Genomic DNA, 20,083 nt, shown 5'->3' with positions numbered 1-20,083 from the left:
GAGAGACTATAAAAGGTTCAATCAGCACAAGCAAGTTAATCGTAAAGCGTCTCGTGATCTTAAATTGGTGAACTCCTAAAAAGGAGTTCTTATGATTACTAGGGCGTTAATTTATGTGGGCGAGCAATTAAATCGGCTCGAAAATTATGTTGCCATGCATGGATATCATTGCGTTGTAACACCACCATCATTTGTTGCCAACGATCGATGCGCTCATCCAATGGCATTTGAATTGCCTCAGCTAAGCTACTGGCAACCGCCTCCGTGTCATATGGGTTGACGATGACAGCCGAAGTGAGCTCTGCAGCAGCCCCAGCCATTTTAGACAGAACCAATACGCCGGGATCTTCACCATCTTGAGCGGCTACAAACTCTTTGGCGACTAAATTCATTCCATCACGCAAGGGCGTCACAAACCCCACATGCGATAGATTATATAAAGCTAAAACCGTGTTGCGTCTAAATCCTCGATTCAAATACCGTAAGGGTGTCCAATCAAAGTCAGCATAAGTGCCATTAACATGACCCGCTGCCTGATCAATTTGCTGTGCTAGCTGACCATAGGCTTGAACATCACCTCGAGAGGTTGGTGCAACTTGCATATAGACGATGTTTCGATGTAGTTCGCCGTGGTGTTTAAGCAACTGTTCATAGGCTTGAAAGCGATGAAATATTCCCTTGCTGTAATCTAGTCGATCGACACCAATCAGTAATTTCCGATCGGAGAGTTCTTTTTTCAACTGCTGATATTCTTTTGAAAGTTTCCCACTTTGAACCAAGTTGGGTATGTCTGCGGTTTCAATTCCAATCGGATATACGCCGGTCTTGACTTGATGGCCTTGACATTCAATTAAACCAGAAGGTGAAATATCACCATTAAGGCTATAACGAATTGACTCGTGAAAATCTCTTTCGTCAGTGAGTGTATGAAAACCCAGTAGATCATAATGAAGCATTTCATTTAGAACTTCCCGATGGTCGGGAAGGGCGCGTAACAAATCCAGTGGTGGAAACGGTGTATGAAGAAAAAAACCAATAGGTGATTTGACGCCTGCTTCCCGTAGCATTCGTGCCATCGGAATCAATTGGTAGTCATGAATCCAAATAACGTCATCTTTTTTTAAGTAAGGCAGTAAATAGTCCACATATTTACGGTTTACACCTAAATACCCCATTCGATAATGATGACGGTAGTTCATCAGATCGGGACGTTGATGAAAGAGTGGCCAAAGCACGCTATTGGCATAACCGCGGTAAAAATTGTTGTATTCGTTTTGTCTTAAACCAACGGTTACAAAATCGATATTTTTCCGCCGTTCTTCGCGAACTTCAGAGGTCGAACGATTTTCGATCCGACCATTCCAACCAAACCATAAGCCACCATTTTCGGCCATCGCTGCCAATACGCCAACAGCTAACCCGCCTTGGGCTCCTTTACTTAACGCGTCTGGTCTGGCGACCCGATTGGATACCACGATAAGTCGACTCATAGTTCATCCTCCCAACGTTGACTTAAAATTCGTGCACAGTTGATGATCCCTACCATGCTATATGTTTGTGGAAAATTCCCCCATAACTCGCCGCTGCTCGGTTCTAGGTCTTCCGATAGTAAGCCGACATGGTTTCGCTTCTCTAAAAGGTCTTCAAACAGTTCTCGAGCTTCTTGCTTACGGCCAATTGTTGCTAATGCTTCGATATACCAAAAAGAGCAGATGGTAAATGCATTTTCTGGTGCCCCAAAATCATCTTCGATGACATAACGAAACAGATATTTACTTCCAGAAGGTCGAAGCTGTTGCTCTATCGCTTCAACTGTGCCAACAAATCGAGGGTCATTACCATTGAGATAACCTAAGTTACATGCCAATAGTAAGCTGGCATCCATTGTGTCACCTCCCCAAGTAGCGGTGTAGCTATTGAGTTGTGCATTAAATGCATTGTGGTCAATATCTTGTCGGATGGTATTGGCATGTTGTTGCCAATACAGCTGACGCTGAGGAAGTTGCAAAACTGCAGCAATTTTGGCCAATCGGTCAGCTGCAGCCCAACACATCATACTTGAAAATGTATGAATATGTTGACTTCCTCTAAGCTCCCAAATACCAGCATCAGGTTGGTTGTAATATTGAATCGCCTTTTCACCGACTGCTTCTAGCAGTTGAAATAACCGTTGATCGCCGGGACGACGAATTCGTGCATCAAAGAACATTTGTGTTGCGGACAATACGATGGCGCCATAGACATCATGCTGAATTTGGTCGGCAGCTTGATTACCAAAACGGACCGGGCCCATACTTTGATAGCCGTCTAAAGCATCAATAATGCGCTCTTCCATCTGTTTATCGCCGTTGATGCAAAAGACCGGCTGCATATATTCATCATCAACACTTGCAGCTAAATTAACTAAATATTGTAGATATTGCTCCATGGTTGCCGTAATACCCAGTCGGTTAAGAGCATGAACCGTAAAATAACTATCTCTTAACCAGCAGAAGCGATAGTCCCAGTTGCGCTGGGTGTTGCGAGCTTCTGGAATGGATGTGGTCATTGCGGCAACAATGGCCCCTGTATCCTCAAATGCGCTTAATTTGAGAGTAATCGCAGAGCGGATGACTGCATCTTGCCACTCAAATGGGATCGCTAAATTACGTACCCAATCTTGCCAATTTGTTTCAGTTTCATTCAAAAAGCGCTGTGTTAGCTGCGTTATTGGTTCTTCAATACTTTCGTCAGAGCCAAAAATCAGGTGCCGTTCTTGATCTAAAATAAACCATTTTTCATCATGGATACTAATCACGGACACATCGGTCGTTAAGCGTAATGATTGCGTTTCACCGATAAAACTTATGTGGTTACTACCTTCAATCCGTTGATAGGGGGTATTTTGAGTATTATCAGCTGGGCGTAATCGAATTCTTATTTTAGGCGAACCTATGGGTGTCACGATGCGCATTAACGTCACCGGGCGATAAGTTCTACCATACTGCCAAAAACGTGGGGCAAAGTCGGTAATAATTACACCGTTTCCATGTTGGTCATAGAGTGTTGTTTTGACGATGGCTGTGTTTTTGTAATATTGCTGTTCACTATAGGAATAATCGGCCAAATCGATCCCATAAGTTCCTGTTAAAGAAGCTTTATCCCCCGTTTTTAATAAGGATGCAAAGATAGGGTCACTATCAAAACGAGGCATACAGCACCAGACAATCTCGCCCATATTATTTACGAGCGCACTGATCGTACAGTTACCGATTAATGCTAAGTCTAGATTGTTATCAGGCATATTACTCCTCGCTATGTAAATTCGATAAAAAATAGTTTAATACATGCTGTGGGGTGGGTAGATGGTAATTTGCTAGCGTCTCGCCATCGCCAATTTTTACACTGACACCACCGTGTTGATTTATCCATGAAAAGGCATCTTCGTCGGTGATATCGTCGCCAAAATACCAAGGTATTTTTGAGTAAAAAGGTGGCTTAGCCATGAAAATCTCGAGTGCTGAGGCTTTGCTGATCCCTTTCGGTTTTAATTCACGAATAAATTTACCGCGTTGGATCTCTAAGTTTGGATCGTGACAGATAAGATGTGTTAAATAATCATCTATATCAGCTTCAAGTTTTGGATTGTCGCGGTAGTGAATTGCGGCTGATAGTGGCTTTGATTCCCACAGAAGCTGATGTTTCTGGCAAAATGATTGGCACTGTTTGACCAGTTGCTCCGGTATAGGGACGACGTCTGGATGAATGGTGGTGGAGGCGCCAGATGACAATCGATATTCCATTCCATGACTGCCACCAAGTCGTAGATTAGCAATAGCGAGCAGTTGATCCAACGATGCAATGCTCCGTCCACTGATAATAGCTAGCGATTGATGTGTCCGTTGGTCTAACTGGAAGAGCATTTTCTTTAAAACGTCTCCCACAATGACAGCATCTGGAGTCGATTGAAGATCGACGAGCGTGCCGTCAAAGTCTAGAAATATTGCAGATTGACCAAAATTTAGCTCTGGTAAATCATTTAGCATACAGTAGCTCTCCCATAGCTTAAGTTATATAAACATAACGCTTATTTTAAAATAAAACAAGGTGAGCTATATATTGAAGAGTTTAGCTACATTACTGTAGTCTGTATAAATTTTTCAATGTACAGTCTAATGGAATTTCAAAATAGTACCTGTATTGTATTGATTATTTATAGTATTATAGATGATACTCTCATTTTCTCTAGTGTATTGAGTAAGTGAAAAAAACAATTTTATTAAAAATAAAATGATTAGTCATTAAGATTCCAGTGGAATTGCAAAATTTATATATAAAAATATCTTAATATACGTTCAGGGGTTTATATTGTAACTCTATAAAAAGAGTTGAAAAATTATTCTATGAGATCAAATTTAAATAAATAATTAATTTGAATGTGTATATAAGAATCAGAATGGAGGGCAGCTATGCCCTCTTAAATATGATTTATTGAATTGCTTGGATCTCTTTAAGTAATCTAGCTTGTTCTGGATCTTTTTCCATTTCGAGCCACATTGGTTTGAGTTTTTCACGAAAAGCCGTTTTGTCAACTTCGATGAAATGTACTCCGACTTTAATTGCCTGCGCTTTGGATTTTTTCACCTGCGCTGTCCAAAGTTTCTGTTCGTATTGCTCGGAATGTTCGATGGCTGTTTTCAATATTTTTTGTTGTTCAGCTGTTAGCTTATTCCAACTGCGTGTCGAGATGACTAAGTAATCGGGAATAGAAGTATGCTGGTCTGCTGAAAAGTAAGGTGTGATCTCCATATGTCGAGTTTGCACATAGGACGGAATGTTATTCTCGGCAGCATCCACGACACCTTGTTGAAGTGCGGTATAGACTTCACCAAAAGGAATTGGGGCTGGTGAGCCACCCAATAATTGGATCATCCGGATGGTGGTTGGAGTGGTAATGACGCGCACCCGTAACCCTTTGAGATCATCTGGAGTTCGAATTGGTTTTTTGGCATAAAAACTGCGACTTCCACCGACATAAACACCTATTGGGTAGAGTCCTTTGGGTTTGATATGATTGGCAAGTTCTTCTTCAACCGGGCCATATAGCACTTTATGGTATTGTTCACTACTTGAAAATAAGTAGGGCAGGCTAAAAATAGAAAAAATTGAATCAAAAGGTTCTAGTTCACTGGCCATTGCTTTGGTCATATCGAGTGCACCTTGTTGCAGCATCTCAAGGTTTTCGCGAGGACCTCCCATTTGTCCATTGGGGTAAATGCGAATTTTTAGAGAGCCATGAGACTGTTCGTTTACTTCCTTTGCCATATGCTGGAATGCAACAGCAACTACATGATTATTATCAAGATTATGTGCCAGCTTTAAAACAGTTGCGTTGGCGTGGGAACTCAATAGCAAGAGGTTTCCCCCAAGCAAAAGCGTTGTGAGCTGAGCAAGTCGGATCATCTTCATTATCACTTTCCTTGTTTTACTATATTTGCTATTGATAATAGCCTTTTCTATTAATAGAAAATTGCACTTACTCATCAATTTGAAACAATGTTTTGATAATGTTTTTAAAATGAGAAAATGGTCACAATAAAAAAGGCCCTTGCAGGCCTTTGGTATAAATACGTTTTAAGCTAACCGAACTTATTTAATGCGCATGCCAGGTTCCGCCCCGTCGTCAGGGCTTAACAGCCAGATGTCTTTACCTCCAGGACCGGCAGCAGCGATCATTCCTTCAGAGATACCAAAGCGCATTTTACGTGGTGCTAGATTGGCCACCATCACGGTGAGCCGTCCCTCAAGATCTTCAGGTTGATACGCTGATTTGATCCCCGCAAATACCTGTCGGGTTTCGCCGCCTAAGTCCAGCTGCAATTTCAGTAACTTGTTGGCATCTGGTACCTGTTCAGCCTTCACAATCCGTGCGACACGTAGGTCAACTTTAGCAAAATCATCAAAGTCAATGATTTCACTGATAGGTTCATCGATCAGTGGTCCGGTGGGTTGTGGTTGGTTCATTTTCGCCAAATCTTCTTTTGAGCTTTCAACCATCGCTTCAATTTTTTCCATCTCGACACGTTGCAATAACGCTTTAAACGGATTGATCGTTTTGCCAAAGATAGGGACTGAGATCGCATCCCAAGTCAGTTCTGAATTCAGTAATTCTTCAGTTTGCTGGGCTAAATCAGGTAATACTGGTTTTAGGTAGGTAATAAGAATTCGGAAGCATTCTAAAGCTAATGAACAAACTTGATGGGCTTGCTCAAGCGTTGCATTATCTTTGACTAATTTCCAAGGTGCTTGTTCGGCAATATATTGGTTCGCCTTATCGGCAAGCGCCATGATTTCACGAATTGCTTTACCAAATTCACGGGCTTCATAATACTCCGCAATGGTTGCGCTAGCATCGACAAAATGCGCCAATAACTCAGGAGCAATAACTTGCTCGGCAAGCTTGCCACCAAAGCGCTTATGAATAAAGCCTGCAGTGCGACTAGCAATATTAATGACTTTACCGACCAAATCGGAATTAACGCGCTGGGCAAAATCTTCAAGATTAAGATCTAGATCATCGATACGGTTATTTAACTTCGCGGCATAATAATAGCGTAGATAAGCTGGATTAAGATGTTTGAGGTAAGTACTGGCTTGAATAAACGTCCCTTTTGATTTGGACATCTTTTCACCATTTACCGTGACATAACCATGGGCAAAAATATTGGTGGGTTTGCGATAGCCTGCACCTTCAAGCATTGCAGGCCAAAATAGACCATGGAAGTAAATGATGTCTTTACCAATAAAGTGATAAATCTCCGCATTGGAATCCTTGTTCCAGAATGCGTCAAAATCAATATTGTGGTTATGCTTATCACAATAGTTTTTGAAAGCCCCCATATAGCCAATTGGAGCATCTAGCCAAACATAGAAGTATTTGCCGGGCGCATCAGGAATTTCAAAGCCGAAATAGGGCGCATCACGACTAATATCCCACTGTTGTAGCCCTTGCTCAAACCATTCCCGCAATTTATTGGCTACACCCGTTTGCAGTGAACCGGAGTCAATCCAAGTTTCGAGCATGCTTTCAAAAGCAGGTAAATCAAAGAAATAGTGTTCTGATTCACGAAGCTCTGGTGTTGCACCTGATACGACAGAGCGCGGGTTTTTCAGCTCAGTCGGACTATACGTTGCACCGCAGCTATCACAGTTATCGCCATATTGGTCATCGGAGCCACAATTAGGGCAGGTCCCTTTGACAAAACGATCAGGTAAAAACATTTGTTTTTCTGGATCAAATAGTTGTGAAATGGTGCGTGTTTTGATGTAGCCGTTGTCGCGCAGTACAGTATAGATATGCTCTGAACAGCTTCGGTTTTCATCACTGTGAGTTGAATAGTAGTTATCAAATCCGATGCGAAAACCTGCAAAATCAGCCATATGTTCTTTGCGCACTTGGCTGATCAGCGCTTCAGGTGTAATACCGAGTTGCTGGGCTTTAAGCATAATGGGAGTGCCATGAGCATCATCGGCACACATGTGGTAGCAATGATGGCCTCGTAAGCGTTGAAAACGAACCCAAATGTCAGTTTGAATATGCTCTAATAAATGGCCAAGATGAATGGCACCATTGGCGTATGGCAGTGCTGCAGTTACCAAAATATTTCGTTGTGTTGTCATGCTGATTCAAATGCGTTAAGTAAAAGAAATGGTTGCGATTATATAGTTAAAACATCTCTGTTGATATTCCTCAGGCCAAAAGGGCAGGAATATATACCTGTTTGATCACCATTAAGATGGTTGATCAGACATCTATGTTTTAGTTGGATTCAAGCTGACACTTATGATCGACTTATTATTTCAGTTTAAGCAAAGTGAGCAACTTGATAGATGTCAAATTCAGAAGATGATTTTGTTCACATCCTGCCATCCTACCTGATTGACTACACTTTTCCTAGACACCCATCGCGCCTGCGTGCTAAATGCGTATAATACAGTCAAGCAAAGGTAATAGGGTAACATCATGGAAAATCAGGTTTTTCAATTTCGGCCAGAATACTGGGTGGTAACTATCGGCGAATCAGGATGGCTAAAGCAGACCAATAATGCTGAACATCCGTGGTTGTTTGCGCCTCCTTTTGCTTGCCCGAGTGTTCATGATTATCTGCAACAGGCGTTAGGCCATGTTGAGTATCAACCTCAGGTCAGTCCTCGAGCATTGAAGGGAAAACACCAAACAGCACTGGCTGGCGTTAAAAATATGTTGGCAGTCAGTTCGGCTAAAGGGGGTGTGGGAAAATCATCGGTCACGGTTAATTTAGCGACGGCCCTTGCGGCTAGTGGCGCGCGAGTTGGTATTTTGGATGCGGATATTTATGGGCCGTCAATCCCGCTGTTACTCGGATTAGAGGGTCAGCAACCGACCACCAATGACGGTAAGACTATGGAGCCATTATATGCGCATCAGCTTTTTGCAAATAGTATTGGTTTTTTGCAGCCTCCAGAAGAAGCGGCTATTTGGCGCGGACCAATGGCCAGCAAAGCGTTATTACAACTGTTACAAGAGACCAATTGGCCTGATCTCGACTATCTGTTTATTGATATGCCCCCTGGTACTGGCGACATCCAGTTAACCATGGCACAACAGATGCCGGTGACTGCGAGCCTAGTTGTGACCACGCCGCAAGCATTAGCATTGAGGGATGCGCATAAAGGGATTTCAATGTTTCATCATGTTGAAGTACCAGTACTCGGAATTATCGAAAATATGAGTTACTATACGTGCCCATCGTGTGATCAGATTCATTATCTATTTGGGCAAAATGGTGGGGAAATGTTAGCGAAGGCCACCCAGTTACCTATTCTTGCTCAGTTACCATTTGATAGTGAAGTAAATAGTTGTAATGAGAACGGTCATAATCTACAGCAAAGTGGTTGTGCAAGTGCGTTGCTGTATCGTCAATTAGCTGAGCAAATTGTGACACGTCTTTATTTTGATTCGAGCGCTCGTGCAGAACCTATCGCTGTTGAAGTGCTTTAAATGTGTGGTCGGCTAGCTCTAAGACATCTTGACTGGCCTGACAAAAAACGTTTAAACCCTGTGCGCAAATGAACGTACGGGGTTTTTCTATATAAACTGACTAATCTAATATTAACATAAAAATAAACTATGTCTAAATCTTCTCAGTGTGTAGTGATCGGAATTGCTGGAGCTTCAGCATCAGGCAAAAGCTTGTTTGCAAAAAGTGTGTATCAAGAGGTCAGTGATGAGCTAGGCGTTGAATGTATCAGCGTTATTTCCGAGGATAGCTACTATAAAGACCAGTCGAATATGACGATGGCCGAACGGGTACGTACTAATTATGATCATCCGCAATCGATGGACCATGCGCTGTTGGTTGAGCATCTTAAAATGCTTAAAGCGGGCCACGCTGTCGAGCTACCACAATATTCTTATCATGAACATACTCGGTTAACCCAAACAAGGCACTTCAAACCGACGCAAGTCATTCTTCTTGAAGGTATTTTGCTTTTTACTGAGAAATCGATCCGCGAACAACTTGATGCCAGTATTTTTATGGATACACCGCTTGATATCTGTCTTGCTCGCCGTGTTGAACGGGACGTCAGAGAAAGAAGCCGAAGCCTCGAGTCAGTGTTAGCACAATATCATTTGACTGTTCGTCCGATGTTTAAACAGTTTATTGAACCATCAAAACAGTATGCGGATGTGATTATTCCTCGAGGCGGGAAAAACCGCATTGCGATTGACATCATAAAAACACGTATTCGCCACTTACTAGCTAGCTCTGAGGAGAAAAACTGATGCGCCTTTGTGATGTTGATATTGAACGTTGTCTGAGTGAACGCCGAATTATTATCGAACCGGCACCAACACCAGGAATGATTAGCGGGGTGTCAGTGGATATTCGATTGGGACATGAGTTTCGGGTATTTAATGATCATACCGCCCCATATATTGATTTAAGTGGGCCGAAAGATGAAGTCACCGAGCAGTTACATAAAGTGATGAGTGATGAGATTTATATCTCTGATGGGGATGCCTTTTTCTTACATCCTGGTGAACTGGCATTGGCTGCGACCTATGAGTCAGTGACACTCCCCGATGACTTAGTGGGATGGTTAGATGGGCGGTCGTCATTAGCTCGCTTGGGTTTGATGGTTCATGTGACTGCACATCGAATCGATCCAGGTTGGTCGGGTAAAATTGTATTGGAGTTTTATAACTCCGGAAAATTGCCTCTTGCACTGCGCCCCAAAATGGCAATTGGCGCCTTAAATTTTGAGACATTGTCCGGTCATTCCGCGCGGCCATATAATAAGCGCACAAATGCCAAATATCAGAATCAGCAAGGTGCAGTGGCTAGCCGAATTGATGAAGATGAACAAAATACCTAGGGCTGATGCATGAAAAAACTGATTGTCATCTTGGTCGTCGTTATTGCACTTGCCTGCGCAGGATTACTTACATTCATATTGCAGGTGAAGCCGAGTGAACTCAAACAAGTGTTAAGTGCTGAAGTTCAGGCTAAAACCGGTCGTCAATTCACGATCGATGGCCCGATGAAATGGCATTTTTGGCCAAAGCTTGGCTTGTCGGCACAGAACTTAAGTTTGCGCGATGATCCAGATTTTCGTCAAGGCAATTTGGTGACCATTGGGCAAATGGACGTGGCCGTATCACCATGGGGATTATTGGCGCGGCATTTAGAGCTTGGTAAAATTGAGCTCTCTGATGTGACGTTTCATTGGGTTAGGCTAAAAGATGGCTATACCAATGTCCAGTCCTTGCTCGCTGATATTCGCCGCGCATCAGGTGGTTTTCACACGTTGCCGTTGCGCTCTTCTTGGTCCATTACCGCCCAAGGGTTGGAAGTAAAAAAAGCGTCACTGAATATCGACGACAATCGGACGAATCGGCATGTGCAAATTGCCCCGCTCGATCTGTCCATTGGTAAATTAACCACTGAGCAAACGCGCCCGATCCAGGCAACCTATCAGTTTAATGATGGCAAACTGAATTTTTTCAGTCAGTTGCAAGGTGCGATACGTATTACTGATAATTGGCATCAGTGGTCGATCAATGATTTTACACAGACATATCAGTTTCATGGTGCTGCGGCCGAGCAAGGTCTAAAGCAAGCAACCATTATAGGTAGTGTTAACTATAATTCGAGTTCCAAACATTTATCGCTACGGCCATTAGCGATTAGCGTTAATCAACAAGCAAGTATTGATGGTGAGTTGAATGTTGATTGGTCGAAACGACCTATTGCTGTAAATTTTAACGCAACCGCATCTCAACTGACGTTGCCAGCAGCCAAGCTGTTGTTAAATCGATTGGGAAGCTACCATGATCCGTTATATCTCGATGTTAAAGCGGATGGTCAAATCAAAGCTGATGATTTGCAAATTGGTCAATTACATTTAGCTAACCTGCTGAGTCAAGTCAATTTCGATCAAGGTATGTTAACGTTCAAACAAGCCACAGCCGATTTTTACGATGGTAATCTGACTGCTAATATGGGAATAAATTTAGTCGCGACTCATCCTGTATTTAATATGAGTGCCGATATTGCAGGCGTGACCAGTCAGTCAATGCTTAAAAGTACCTGTCAGCAATCGCCCATACAAGGCACTGTGCGCATCAGTGCTCAGTTAGAAGGGCAAACACCGCTAACTGAATTAACTCAGATGAAAGGGCGTATTCAAGTAGCGATGCAAAATGCAATGCTAGTAGGAATTGACTTAGTTCACTTTAAAGCTGAGGGGCATAGTGAGCTTTCACAGTTGAGTGGCCGAGCTCAATTTGATGGTAATCAATTGTTGTTTGATTCGCTGCAGCTTTCGTTGAATGATGGCACTCATTTGACCGGCAAGGGGACATGGGATCCGTCGGGGGCTCTGTCATTTTCACTGAATCAAGCCAATAAGACTTACCAGATTGACGTAACGGGGTCTTGCGTCAAGCCTCGTTTTACCATTACGCCTTAATAACTAGATGTTGGCCCTTTTCCAAGGGCCGACACGCTGTTTACTTATGTGTATTGGCTGGGAAAAGATAGGTAGCCAGCACTTTTTTCTGCTGTCCCCATTGATCGGCTATTCCAACGCCAATTCCAATGATCTGCCCGCTCGCTTGAGGTGGATTGGTTAAAACAGCCTGCTTAAACTGACGTAGGTTTGGACTTTTTTCGTTAGCTAATAAGGTTAAATGAGGCTGAAAATTTTGAAACACATTAGGGCTTCCATACCGCGTAAACGCAGCTAACTTATTCGGATAGTCCTTCACCCAGCTTGGCAACTGTGCTGCTTGATTACGATAAGGCTCAGCTGCTAGAGTAACCTCATCGGCCAGTCGTTGGAATGACTTAGAGTCTTTAAGATTAATGAATACCCAATTACCTTTGGTTACCGTGATGCCATCTGCTTTGAGGGCAAAAGGTTTTGAGCGCGCTGCGATCTGTTTGGCAATGCGAAGTAAGTGCGATTTAGCCCTTTCTGGATAATTGGTTAAATACAGCGTGGCGTGAACTGGCATCCCTTTTTCATAAAAACTGACCATCCCTTGTTGTTTTAGTTGATCACTTGTAGTCGCCACTAAATGGTTAATGGATGAAGATGGGATCGCAAATACATCGAGATCCATCGTCTGCTCTGCTTGGACAACACCTGATAGACCCCACATCAATGTAGCCATTGAGGCAATTTGTCGCAGGGTAAAAATTCGTACCATAACTTTTATCTCCTTGAATTTAATTGACTATATAGATTGTATCCCTGACACTAATGCTCTATGACAACATAGATCGATGAATTTAAGATGACGAAAATATCAGTGTTGTTGCCGTGTTGCCTAATGGGAACTCAGATCGGTCATGATCCGATCGTTGTATTTTCGATGTTAAACCAGCTTGCTGTAATATGCCTGACCTTTCAGTCAATATATTATCGAAAATCCCTTGAGAATACGGGCAGCATCGCAAGCTTGTCACTGTCATCAATCAGTCGCCCTGCAACCACATGAATGACTCGCTCTTCACGCTCAACAATGCCATAGACGGTCAGCAGTTGCGCTTCAATTAGCGCTTTGCGTTGTGCTTTGGCTGTTGCTGACCAAACAATGACATTGATTGCGCCATATTCATCTTCAAGAGTGACAAATGTCACATCAGCAGGACTGCCAGGACGTTGCCGACCGGTAACTAGACCACAGATGCAAACCAGTTGGCCGTGATGACAAAATTGTAATTGTTGACTATTTATTATCAGACGCAATGCCCCTTGCTCGCGTAATAATGTTAATGGGTGACGCCTCAAGCTGACCTTAGTACTGTAATAATCACTTAACACATCTTGATATTCACTCGGGGCAGGAAGATGAATCGTGCCGTCTTTAGGTAAAGATTGCAATAAAGGTAGTGTGGGATACAGCTGGCTTATTTCCCACTGCGCTTGATAGCGGTGACCCAATAGGAAACGCAATGCATCCGCTTTGGCAAGAGCTTGACGACTGGATAGATCAAAAAACAGTGGGAGCGTATCAGCAGTAATTGTGTGTTCATCTCGATAGTGTAAAAAGCGCTGACAAGCAGGGAAACTTAGCGAGCTGACCAAACACAAGCCTAGACGCAGAGCACCATCTTCAATGGTGTGTTGCCAATGACTATGACAAATATCAATTGCAAGCACGTTAACCTGATGGCGCCGCGCATCTTGGATCAATTGATCGGATGAATAAAACCCCATTGGCTGGCTATTCAATAGGGATGCGCAAAATTGCGCTGGATAATAATATTTAAGCCAAGCGGAAAAATAGACCAATAGCGCAAAACTAGCTGCATGCGATTCAGGGAAGCCATAGCCACCAAACCCGTGGATCTGTTGGATCACCTGTTGGGAAAATGTTGTATCATAGCCATTTTTTGCTAAACCCTCGCGTAATTTTTGTTCAAAGGGCGCCAGATCGGTATGATGTTTCCACCCAGTAATAGCTCGGCGCAGCTGGTCTGCTTCACCAGCGTTAAAGTTTGCGGCAACCATCGCTAATTGGATGACTTGTTCTTGAAATATGGGTATTCCTAACGTTCTAGAGAGTACCTTTTCGATAGCTTGATTGGGATAAGCATAGGGTTGCTTTCCCTCGCGGCGTAGCAGGTAAGGGTGTACCATTTCACCTTGAATCGGGCCAGGGCGAACAATGGCAACTTCAATAACCAGATCATAATAACAGCTTGGTTTAAGCCGTGGGAGCATGTTCATTTGTGCACGTGATTCAATTTGAAACACGCCAATAGTGTCAGCATCGGTGATCATTGCGTAGACATTGGGATCTTCTTTGGGGATGTCGGCCAAACATTGTGGTGAGTTAGGAAGATGACGGATCAGATCCAATGCACGTCGAATAGCGCTCAACATGCCAAGCGCTAAAACATCAACCTTCATCATTCCTAATGCCTCTAAGTCATTTTTATCCCATTGAATAATGGTGCGATTAGCCATAGAAGCCGGCTCGATGGGGACTAAATCAACTAATTTATCTCTTGCGATGACAAATCCCCCCACATGTTGTGATAGATGGCGCGGCATGCCACGTAGCGCATCAACCATGTTAGCGAGTTGCTGGCAACGCGTGGGAGAAAGTAACCCAGTGCGTTGTAGATGTGTTTGGGTTGGCACACTTTTATCACGCCAATCAGGCAATCGGCCGAGTTGCTCGATGACTATATCTGATAGTTCGAGTGCTTTGCCTACATCTCTCAGCGCACTGCGGGCGCGATAACAGATCACAGTCGCAGTTAATGCGGCGCGATCTCGGCCATACTTTTGATAGATATATTGAATAACCTCCTCGCGGCGGTGGTGCTCAAAGTCCACATCAATATCGGGTGGCTCAAGGCGTTCTTTTGAGATAAATCGTTCAAATAATAGGTTCACCTGATCAGGGTCAACCTCAGTGATCCCCAGAAGATAACACACGATAGAGTTAGCCGCTGAACCTCGTCCTTGATATAAAATATGCCGATGTTTGGCAAACTGCACCAGATCATAAATGGTCAAAAAGTAGTTTGCATAATTCAACTGGCTGATTAATTTCAGTTCTTTATCAAGCTGTTGCTGGTGTATGGACTTCATCCCTTCGGGGAAACGTTCATCAATACCTTGTTCGGTGAGCCGTTGTAGATATTGATCGGCGGTCATGCCCGAAGGTGCATGATCGTTTGGATAGTGATAACGCAGGCTATCCAATGCAAAATGACACTGCTGCGCGATCTCGCAGCTCGCTTGTAACTCTGAGGGCCGATAGCGCTGAGATAATGTATCTCGCGGCTGAAGTCGTCGCTCGGCATTGACTGCGAGACGTTGGCCCATTTGTGCCAGAGGAGTATGTGCGGCGATTGCATCAATCAGATCAATCTGACCTTTTTGCCGGCGACTAATTAACCTTGGCCAAGTGGATGCAACGGGTTGGATTTGGCGTTGCTGTAACTGTTGGCGCAAAGTGCTTAGCTCAAACGCTGAGTCCGAGAGATCGTCGGTAATCAGCGCATATTGCTCGGACCAGTGAGCTTTGCTGAGTACAGATAATTGCGCGCTCAAGGTTGATAATGCTGTTGGTCGCCATAAAATCAAACATTGATCGCAAGCTGTCAGCTGCTCTGCGCTAATCTGATAGGTTTTGCCTTTTTGAGCCTGCCGAGCTTGGCTAATGGCTCGGCAAAGCTGCTGATACCCTTGTGTATTTTTTACTAGTACGACCAGTTGTAGCTGCTCGTAAGTTAAAAATGAAGCGCCGATAATCAGTTGTATGGGGGTGATTTTGCTTTGTTGCCAAGCTCTGACTACTCCGGCGAGAGAGCATTCATCGGTGATAGCAATCGCCTCATAGCCACGATGAGCAGCCCCTTCAACCAGTTGCTCTGGGCTCGCTGCACTTTTTAAAAAACTGAACCAACTCAAGGCGTTTAATTCAGCAAAGCCACTTATAAGTTTAAGCAAACCAGCCATGTAGCCACCAACCAGCCGGCGTTGATAGCGGGTCATAAAACGCCCAGCCTTGCGCCTGTGTATCGTGAAATCGAATGCGCTGATAGCAACGTACACAACGGTGCTCTTGGTGATCGAGTTCAATCAGTTCTGGGGTATCCAAACATTCAAATTGCATGGAGGTTATCGCCAACGGTTGCGGTAATAACCAGATTGGTCGTGTTCGTTTAGGAAGCTGCTCTGGTAATGGTTCGTCGCTTGATTCATCTAGGTTTTTCAGTATCGAGGCTCGTTCAGGCTGGTGATCATCGCCATGACGCAGCCGATAAACGGCCGCGTTACCGAGCCGCTGGGTCAGTTGATTGAGTAATGCCGCATCATTTTGTGGGCTGGTCTGTTGCCAAATATCATAGTTCTTGCTTTGTTGTGCTCGGCAAATGCCGCTGGTGAGCGTCATTGCGATCACCGGCTCGACAAGTTGAATAGCCTCTAAACGTAGTTGTACCAACATTAACCATGCCTGAGCTTGATGTTGGTATTGGATACTTTGAATTAAGACTGTTTCACTTGGGCTTTGCCGATAATGGAGCTCCAGATTAAGCTGCTGACAGGTAAATTGATTGGTTTGTAAATAGTGAGCAAATGTTTGGATCAACCGTTCACATGGGTGGTGTAAGTGAGTGGTGGCGGTTGCTTCATAATTAAGCATCATTTTGCGAGAAAATTGAGCGCTCGCTGTTTGCCATTGATAAGTTATCTGATGTTTACCTAAACAGCTGTCAATATAGTCGAGCAGTTCTCGGCCAAATCGCGCTCTGAGATCGGCTCTTGGTAATTGTAAGAGTTGTCCAAGCGTGGCTAATCCCATATCAGCCAAATGGGTGATCATCGGTTTAGGCAAGGCACTCGCCCATATTGGCAGATCACCGTTCTCGATACGCAGTAGAATGCGGGGATGCTGCGGTTGGCGGCGGCGTAGCTGACCAAGCCAAATCGCCAACGGTGCAGTCATTGCTGCGACACCATCACTTTGCAGCGCTTGGCTGCGAATATAGAGAATTAGGGTGCGAAGGTGTTGCTGAATGGTCGGGTAAATCGCGTCCATTGCATCCGAGCAAACTAATAGACCTTGTTGTTTGATGATACTAACTTTTGGGGTCAATTCCAGTAATTGTTCAGCGAGTGAATGCAGACAAGCGTCGATTTCAGCTTCTGATATGGGAGCGATTTGTAATGACGAAACGATTTGTTGCGCGTTGAGCACGGATTGCCCAAGTTTAATGCCAAGTTGCTGGGCACTCTGATTGGCTTGCACAATTCGTTGCTGAGCAATGATTGCAAGAGGTTGATGACGAGAATGATTGCGCTGCATAAGATCCAGCGCAACACAGGGAAGATCGAGATAAAGCCAGTACATAATAGTAGATATCTTAATTGACCTGAATATGTCCGCTTAAGATGGGCCAACTATGAGCAATAATGGGTTATTTGTTGTAGCTTGATCCGTTGCGTGCTCCAACATCATAAACCAGTATATTGCTAGTGGTTGACTCTTCTTCAGCAGCTAAAACCATCCTGATAAAGACAGTTGTTGATCTGTGTCGGCCAGCCACCATCACGTTTAAATAAATCGATACAAAATTGATTAACTACTGAGGTGGCCTGGATTTGCATTCGATTATTTGCTGGTGATGCTAAAGCCCGCTCGCTCAAAGGTCGAAATAAAAATGCAATACTATTGCCTCGCTTCGCTGCCAATTTTAAGCGTCGTATTTGAATGGCTGATAACCCCTCACACCAACCTAAAACACCACTGCAAGAGCCACTTTGCAGTGCTTGCTCTAACGCCCAAAAGCGATCTTTTTTAGAGTCTGAATGCACAATTAAGATCCGATCAATATTAATATTAAGTTGTCGTAATGCAGGGGCGTTGGGTATTGCAGGGGGAGCAATCCAAATGATCCACCGTTTCTGTTCACTGAGTTCTGCGAGCACGGGGGCGACTAATTGCAACTCGCCTAGGCCAGGAGATTCAACATAGATTTCATTGATACTATCGCAAGACCAGCCATGATCAATTAATTGGTTATCAAGTGTTGGATACCCACTATGAGTGAGCGGCTGATGACTTGGATGCCAATCTTTACCCTGCCAAATTAGTTGTTGTTCCATCATGGATGTTAGTGGTTCACTCATTGTCGCTCTCCAATACTGTGTATATATACAGTGTATGGATATACAGTATTTTCAAAAGAGTCGAATTGCAAGTTTTTTTGTGTCTTTTTTCAACACAATTAGCCGATGACGGCAGCTTACTAGTGGTGCAAAAACAGACAATTGTGTTAACATGCGCAACGGTGGACATGTCGTAGCGACATGGATTGAGTCATATGACGTTATATAAGATGAAATAAGAAATTAAAAAGAGGGAAGATGAATCGATTATTGCTTTCAGCTACGGCGACCCTATTTGCAGGTCAAGCATTAGGGCATTCACAACAGCCATTAGCAACATTGCAAATGAGTGGCTTTAAAGCGCTTAGTGCGGTCATTGTTGCCGGTTTAATTTGCTACACTATTCGGTACTTTCGTCGGCATTAATCATGCTGAGAGACTTGCTGATGGCCCTTATTTTAGTTTAAGCTGCGCGGCCTTATCCAATTTTGTTAATGGCCGCGACTGTGACTTATTCTACTTTTGCTGGATTTGATTTCGGCACCTCAAATTGTGCATTTGGTCTGTATCAAGACCAACGTCCTGTTTTAGCGTCTTTACCCGCGCATGGCCGCTATTTGCCTTCGACTTTATTTGCGCCCACTAGAGAAGTTATCAGTGGTTGGTTGTATCAACAATTGCAACCCGTAGGTTTAGGTCAGGCTTATTCGATTCACCGCCAGCCGCATATTCAACGCAGCTTATTAGCGCTTAAAGAAGCACAATTAGATGGGTATGGCGGTGAGCTGTATTTTGGGCAACAGGCTTTTGCCGCATATATGGATGATCCATTGGATTGTTATTATGTCAAATCGCCCAAGTCGTTTCTTGGAGCAAGTGGTTTAACTGAGCGCCATCAGCAGCAGTTTGAAGATATTATCGCCGCAACGATGTGGCATATTCGAAGCCAAGTGGCACAGCATACCCAGTGTTGGCCTGAACAAGTCGTGATTGGTAGGCCAGTTAATTTTCAAGGAGTTAATAGCCAACAAAGTAATATCCAAGCCGTTCAGATCCTAACACAAGCGGCTAAGTTTGCAGGATTTAAGCAGATCGAATTTTTATATGAGCCATTAGCGGCTGGATTGACTTATCAAGCGACACTCACGCAAGCCAAACGTGTCCTTGTCGTTGATATTGGTGGAGGAACCAGTGATATCTCAATGATGGAAATGGGACCTGAATACGATCAGAAATTTGATCATGAGCGATTGGTATTAGGCTACAGTGGCAAGCGGCTCGGTGGGAATGATTTTGATATTGCCCTCAATCTATTGGCGTTAATGCCGCAGTTAGGAATGAATCAAACCTTGGCTTCTGGGCAACCCATGCCACATAAAATTTATCACGATGCCGCATCGGTTAATAATCTACCTGCGCAAAGTGATTTTTATGCCCGCCAAACTAGCCAATTACTCGCTCAGCTCAAAGATGATATGCAGCCTCACTTTTGGCAACGCCTCTCTCACTTGCAGCAAGAACAATTGACGCAACGTTTAAATCGCAGTGCCGAGCAAACTAAGATCACCTTAGCTGAGCAGACCCATTATGTATGTTCGCTGGATTATATTGAAGCCAGTCTGAGCGTGCCGATTTCGGTTGCACAGCTTGTTGAGGCAAGCCATAAATTAACCGATACACTTGCGCAGTTAATTGAGGAGGTGATCCAGCAGGCTGGGCATCAGCCGGATGTCTTGTTTTTAACTGGGGGAAGTGCCCAATCGCCAATCATTCGCGATTATCTTAAAACACGCTTTGTCGGTATTGAACAGGTGAGTGGGGATAACTTTGGGAGTGTCACCGAGGGGTTAACACGATGGGCTAAGCAAATATATGCCCATTAGCGCTTAAAAGGACTCGGCATGTACCATGCCGAGCCCCT

General features: G+C 43.9%; 15 protein-coding genes. 6 read left to right on the top strand and 9 right to left on the bottom strand.

Annotation, left to right across the window (positions count from 1 at the left end; genetic code table 11):
- Positions 1-98: 98 nt before the first annotated feature.
- From ABUE30_RS03350 to metG, 5 genes are all read right to left on the bottom strand, one after another.
- The gene (locus ABUE30_RS03350) at positions 99-1,490 is read right to left on the bottom strand and encodes an alpha,alpha-trehalose-phosphate synthase (UDP-forming) (protein ID WP_408622247.1); all 1,392 of its coding nucleotides are present in this window, start codon (positions 1,488-1,490) and stop codon (positions 99-101) included.
- A complete protein-coding gene (locus ABUE30_RS03345; protein WP_408622246.1) occupies positions 1,487-3,283 on the bottom strand; it encodes a glycoside hydrolase family 15 protein in 1,797 nt (598 codons plus the stop codon). The genes ABUE30_RS03350 and ABUE30_RS03345 overlap by 4 nt, the downstream gene beginning before the upstream one ends.
- Before the next feature lies 1 nt (position 3,284).
- On the bottom strand, positions 3,285-4,025 hold the full coding sequence (gene otsB, locus ABUE30_RS03340) for a trehalose-phosphatase (protein ID WP_408622245.1): 741 nt from the start codon (positions 4,023-4,025) through the stop codon (positions 3,285-3,287).
- Positions 4,026-4,467: 442 nt separating this feature from the next.
- Positions 4,468-5,448, bottom strand: coding sequence for a TRAP transporter substrate-binding protein (locus tag ABUE30_RS03335; RefSeq protein ID WP_408622244.1), 981 nt, complete (start codon positions 5,446-5,448; stop codon positions 4,468-4,470).
- Positions 5,449-5,628: 180 nt separating this feature from the next.
- The gene (metG, locus tag ABUE30_RS03330; RefSeq protein WP_408622243.1) at positions 5,629-7,659 is read right to left on the bottom strand and encodes a methionine--tRNA ligase; all 2,031 of its coding nucleotides are present in this window, start codon (positions 7,657-7,659) and stop codon (positions 5,629-5,631) included.
- A gap of 343 nt (positions 7,660-8,002) precedes the next feature.
- On the opposite strand from metG, the gene apbC reads away from it, so the two are divergent.
- The 4 genes from apbC to ABUE30_RS03310 all read left to right on the top strand — a co-directional run bounded on the left by apbC (position 8,003) and on the right by ABUE30_RS03310 (position 11,994).
- Positions 8,003-9,019: an iron-sulfur cluster carrier protein ApbC gene (apbC, locus tag ABUE30_RS03325; RefSeq protein ID WP_408622242.1), complete on the top strand. Its 1,017-nt coding sequence runs from the start codon at positions 8,003-8,005 to the stop codon at positions 9,017-9,019.
- Between the two features lie 129 nt (positions 9,020-9,148).
- On the top strand, positions 9,149-9,805 hold the full coding sequence (gene udk / locus ABUE30_RS03320) for a uridine kinase (protein ID WP_408622241.1): 657 nt from the start codon (positions 9,149-9,151) through the stop codon (positions 9,803-9,805).
- Positions 9,805-10,398 carry a dCTP deaminase gene (dcd, locus tag ABUE30_RS03315; protein WP_408622240.1) on the top strand — a complete coding sequence of 198 codons (594 nt, stop codon included), beginning with the start codon at positions 9,805-9,807 and terminating at the stop codon, positions 10,396-10,398. Before udk ends, dcd begins: the two co-directional genes overlap by 1 nt.
- A 9-nt stretch (positions 10,399-10,407) precedes the next feature.
- Entirely contained in the window at positions 10,408-11,994 is a 1,587-nt protein-coding gene (locus ABUE30_RS03310) for an AsmA family protein (RefSeq protein ID WP_408622239.1), read from the top strand.
- 40 nt (positions 11,995-12,034) lie between these two features.
- On the opposite strand, the gene ABUE30_RS03305 is transcribed toward ABUE30_RS03310, so the two are convergent.
- The 4 genes from ABUE30_RS03305 to imuA all read right to left on the bottom strand — a co-directional run bounded on the left by ABUE30_RS03305 (position 12,035) and on the right by imuA (position 18,183).
- Positions 12,035-12,736, bottom strand: coding sequence for a 2'-5' RNA ligase family protein (locus ABUE30_RS03305; protein ID WP_408622238.1), 702 nt, complete (start codon positions 12,734-12,736; stop codon positions 12,035-12,037).
- Positions 12,737-12,948: 212 nt separating this feature from the next.
- Complete coding sequence (locus ABUE30_RS03300; protein ID WP_408622237.1) at positions 12,949-16,044, bottom strand: error-prone DNA polymerase; 3,096 nt, start codon at positions 16,042-16,044, stop codon at positions 12,949-12,951.
- Positions 15,992-17,404: a Y-family DNA polymerase gene (locus ABUE30_RS03295; RefSeq protein WP_408622236.1), complete on the bottom strand. Its 1,413-nt coding sequence runs from the start codon at positions 17,402-17,404 to the stop codon at positions 15,992-15,994. The genes ABUE30_RS03300 and ABUE30_RS03295 overlap by 53 nt, the downstream gene beginning before the upstream one ends.
- A gap of 140 nt (positions 17,405-17,544) precedes the next feature.
- Positions 17,545-18,183 carry a translesion DNA synthesis-associated protein ImuA gene (gene imuA, locus ABUE30_RS03290; RefSeq protein ID WP_408622235.1) on the bottom strand — a complete coding sequence of 213 codons (639 nt, stop codon included), beginning with the start codon at positions 18,181-18,183 and terminating at the stop codon, positions 17,545-17,547.
- 237 nt (positions 18,184-18,420) lie between these two features.
- On the opposite strand from imuA, the gene ABUE30_RS03285 reads away from it, so the two are divergent.
- The gene (locus ABUE30_RS03285) at positions 18,421-18,588 is read left to right on the top strand and encodes a hypothetical protein (protein WP_408622234.1); all 168 of its coding nucleotides are present in this window, start codon (positions 18,421-18,423) and stop codon (positions 18,586-18,588) included.
- A gap of 80 nt (positions 18,589-18,668) precedes the next feature.
- Positions 18,669-20,045 (top strand): molecular chaperone, encoded by a 1,377-nt coding sequence (yegD, locus tag ABUE30_RS03280; RefSeq protein WP_408622233.1) that lies wholly within the window; start codon positions 18,669-18,671, stop codon positions 20,043-20,045.
- Positions 20,046-20,083: the final 38 nt, after the last annotated feature.

The sequence above is a fragment of the Celerinatantimonas yamalensis genome, assembly GCF_046054155.1.
Classification (GTDB): domain Bacteria; phylum Pseudomonadota; class Gammaproteobacteria; order Enterobacterales; family Celerinatantimonadaceae; genus Celerinatantimonas; species Celerinatantimonas yamalensis.
The sequence above is the reverse complement of the archived record's forward strand: the minus strand, read 5'-3'. Positions and strand labels throughout refer to the sequence as shown.

Bases quoted from the DNA above. Each gene is read 5' to 3' on its own strand.
- ABUE30_RS03350 (WP_408622247.1), bottom strand. From the start codon at position 1,490: ATGAGTCGACTTATCGTGGTATCCAATCGGGTCGCCAGACCAGACGCG.
- ABUE30_RS03345 (WP_408622246.1), bottom strand. From the start codon at position 3,283: ATGCCTGATAACAATCTAGACTTAGCATTAATCGGTAACTGTACGATC.
- otsB (WP_408622245.1), bottom strand. From the start codon at position 4,025: ATGCTAAATGATTTACCAGAGCTAAATTTTGGTCAATCTGCAATATTT.
- ABUE30_RS03335 (WP_408622244.1), bottom strand. From the start codon at position 5,448: ATGAAGATGATCCGACTTGCTCAGCTCACAACGCTTTTGCTTGGGGGA.
- metG (WP_408622243.1), bottom strand. From the start codon at position 7,659: ATGACAACACAACGAAATATTTTGGTAACTGCAGCACTGCCATACGCC.
- apbC (WP_408622242.1), top strand. From the start codon at position 8,003: ATGGAAAATCAGGTTTTTCAATTTCGGCCAGAATACTGGGTGGTAACT.
- udk (WP_408622241.1), top strand. From the start codon at position 9,149: ATGTCTAAATCTTCTCAGTGTGTAGTGATCGGAATTGCTGGAGCTTCA.
- dcd (WP_408622240.1), top strand. From the start codon at position 9,805: ATGCGCCTTTGTGATGTTGATATTGAACGTTGTCTGAGTGAACGCCGA.
- ABUE30_RS03310 (WP_408622239.1), top strand. From the start codon at position 10,408: ATGAAAAAACTGATTGTCATCTTGGTCGTCGTTATTGCACTTGCCTGC.
- ABUE30_RS03305 (WP_408622238.1), bottom strand. From the start codon at position 12,736: ATGGTACGAATTTTTACCCTGCGACAAATTGCCTCAATGGCTACATTG.
- ABUE30_RS03300 (WP_408622237.1), bottom strand. From the start codon at position 16,044: ATGACCCGCTATCAACGCCGGCTGGTTGGTGGCTACATGGCTGGTTTG.
- ABUE30_RS03295 (WP_408622236.1), bottom strand. From the start codon at position 17,404: ATGTACTGGCTTTATCTCGATCTTCCCTGTGTTGCGCTGGATCTTATG.
- imuA (WP_408622235.1), bottom strand. From the start codon at position 18,183: ATGAGTGAACCACTAACATCCATGATGGAACAACAACTAATTTGGCAG.
- ABUE30_RS03285 (WP_408622234.1), top strand. From the start codon at position 18,421: ATGAATCGATTATTGCTTTCAGCTACGGCGACCCTATTTGCAGGTCAA.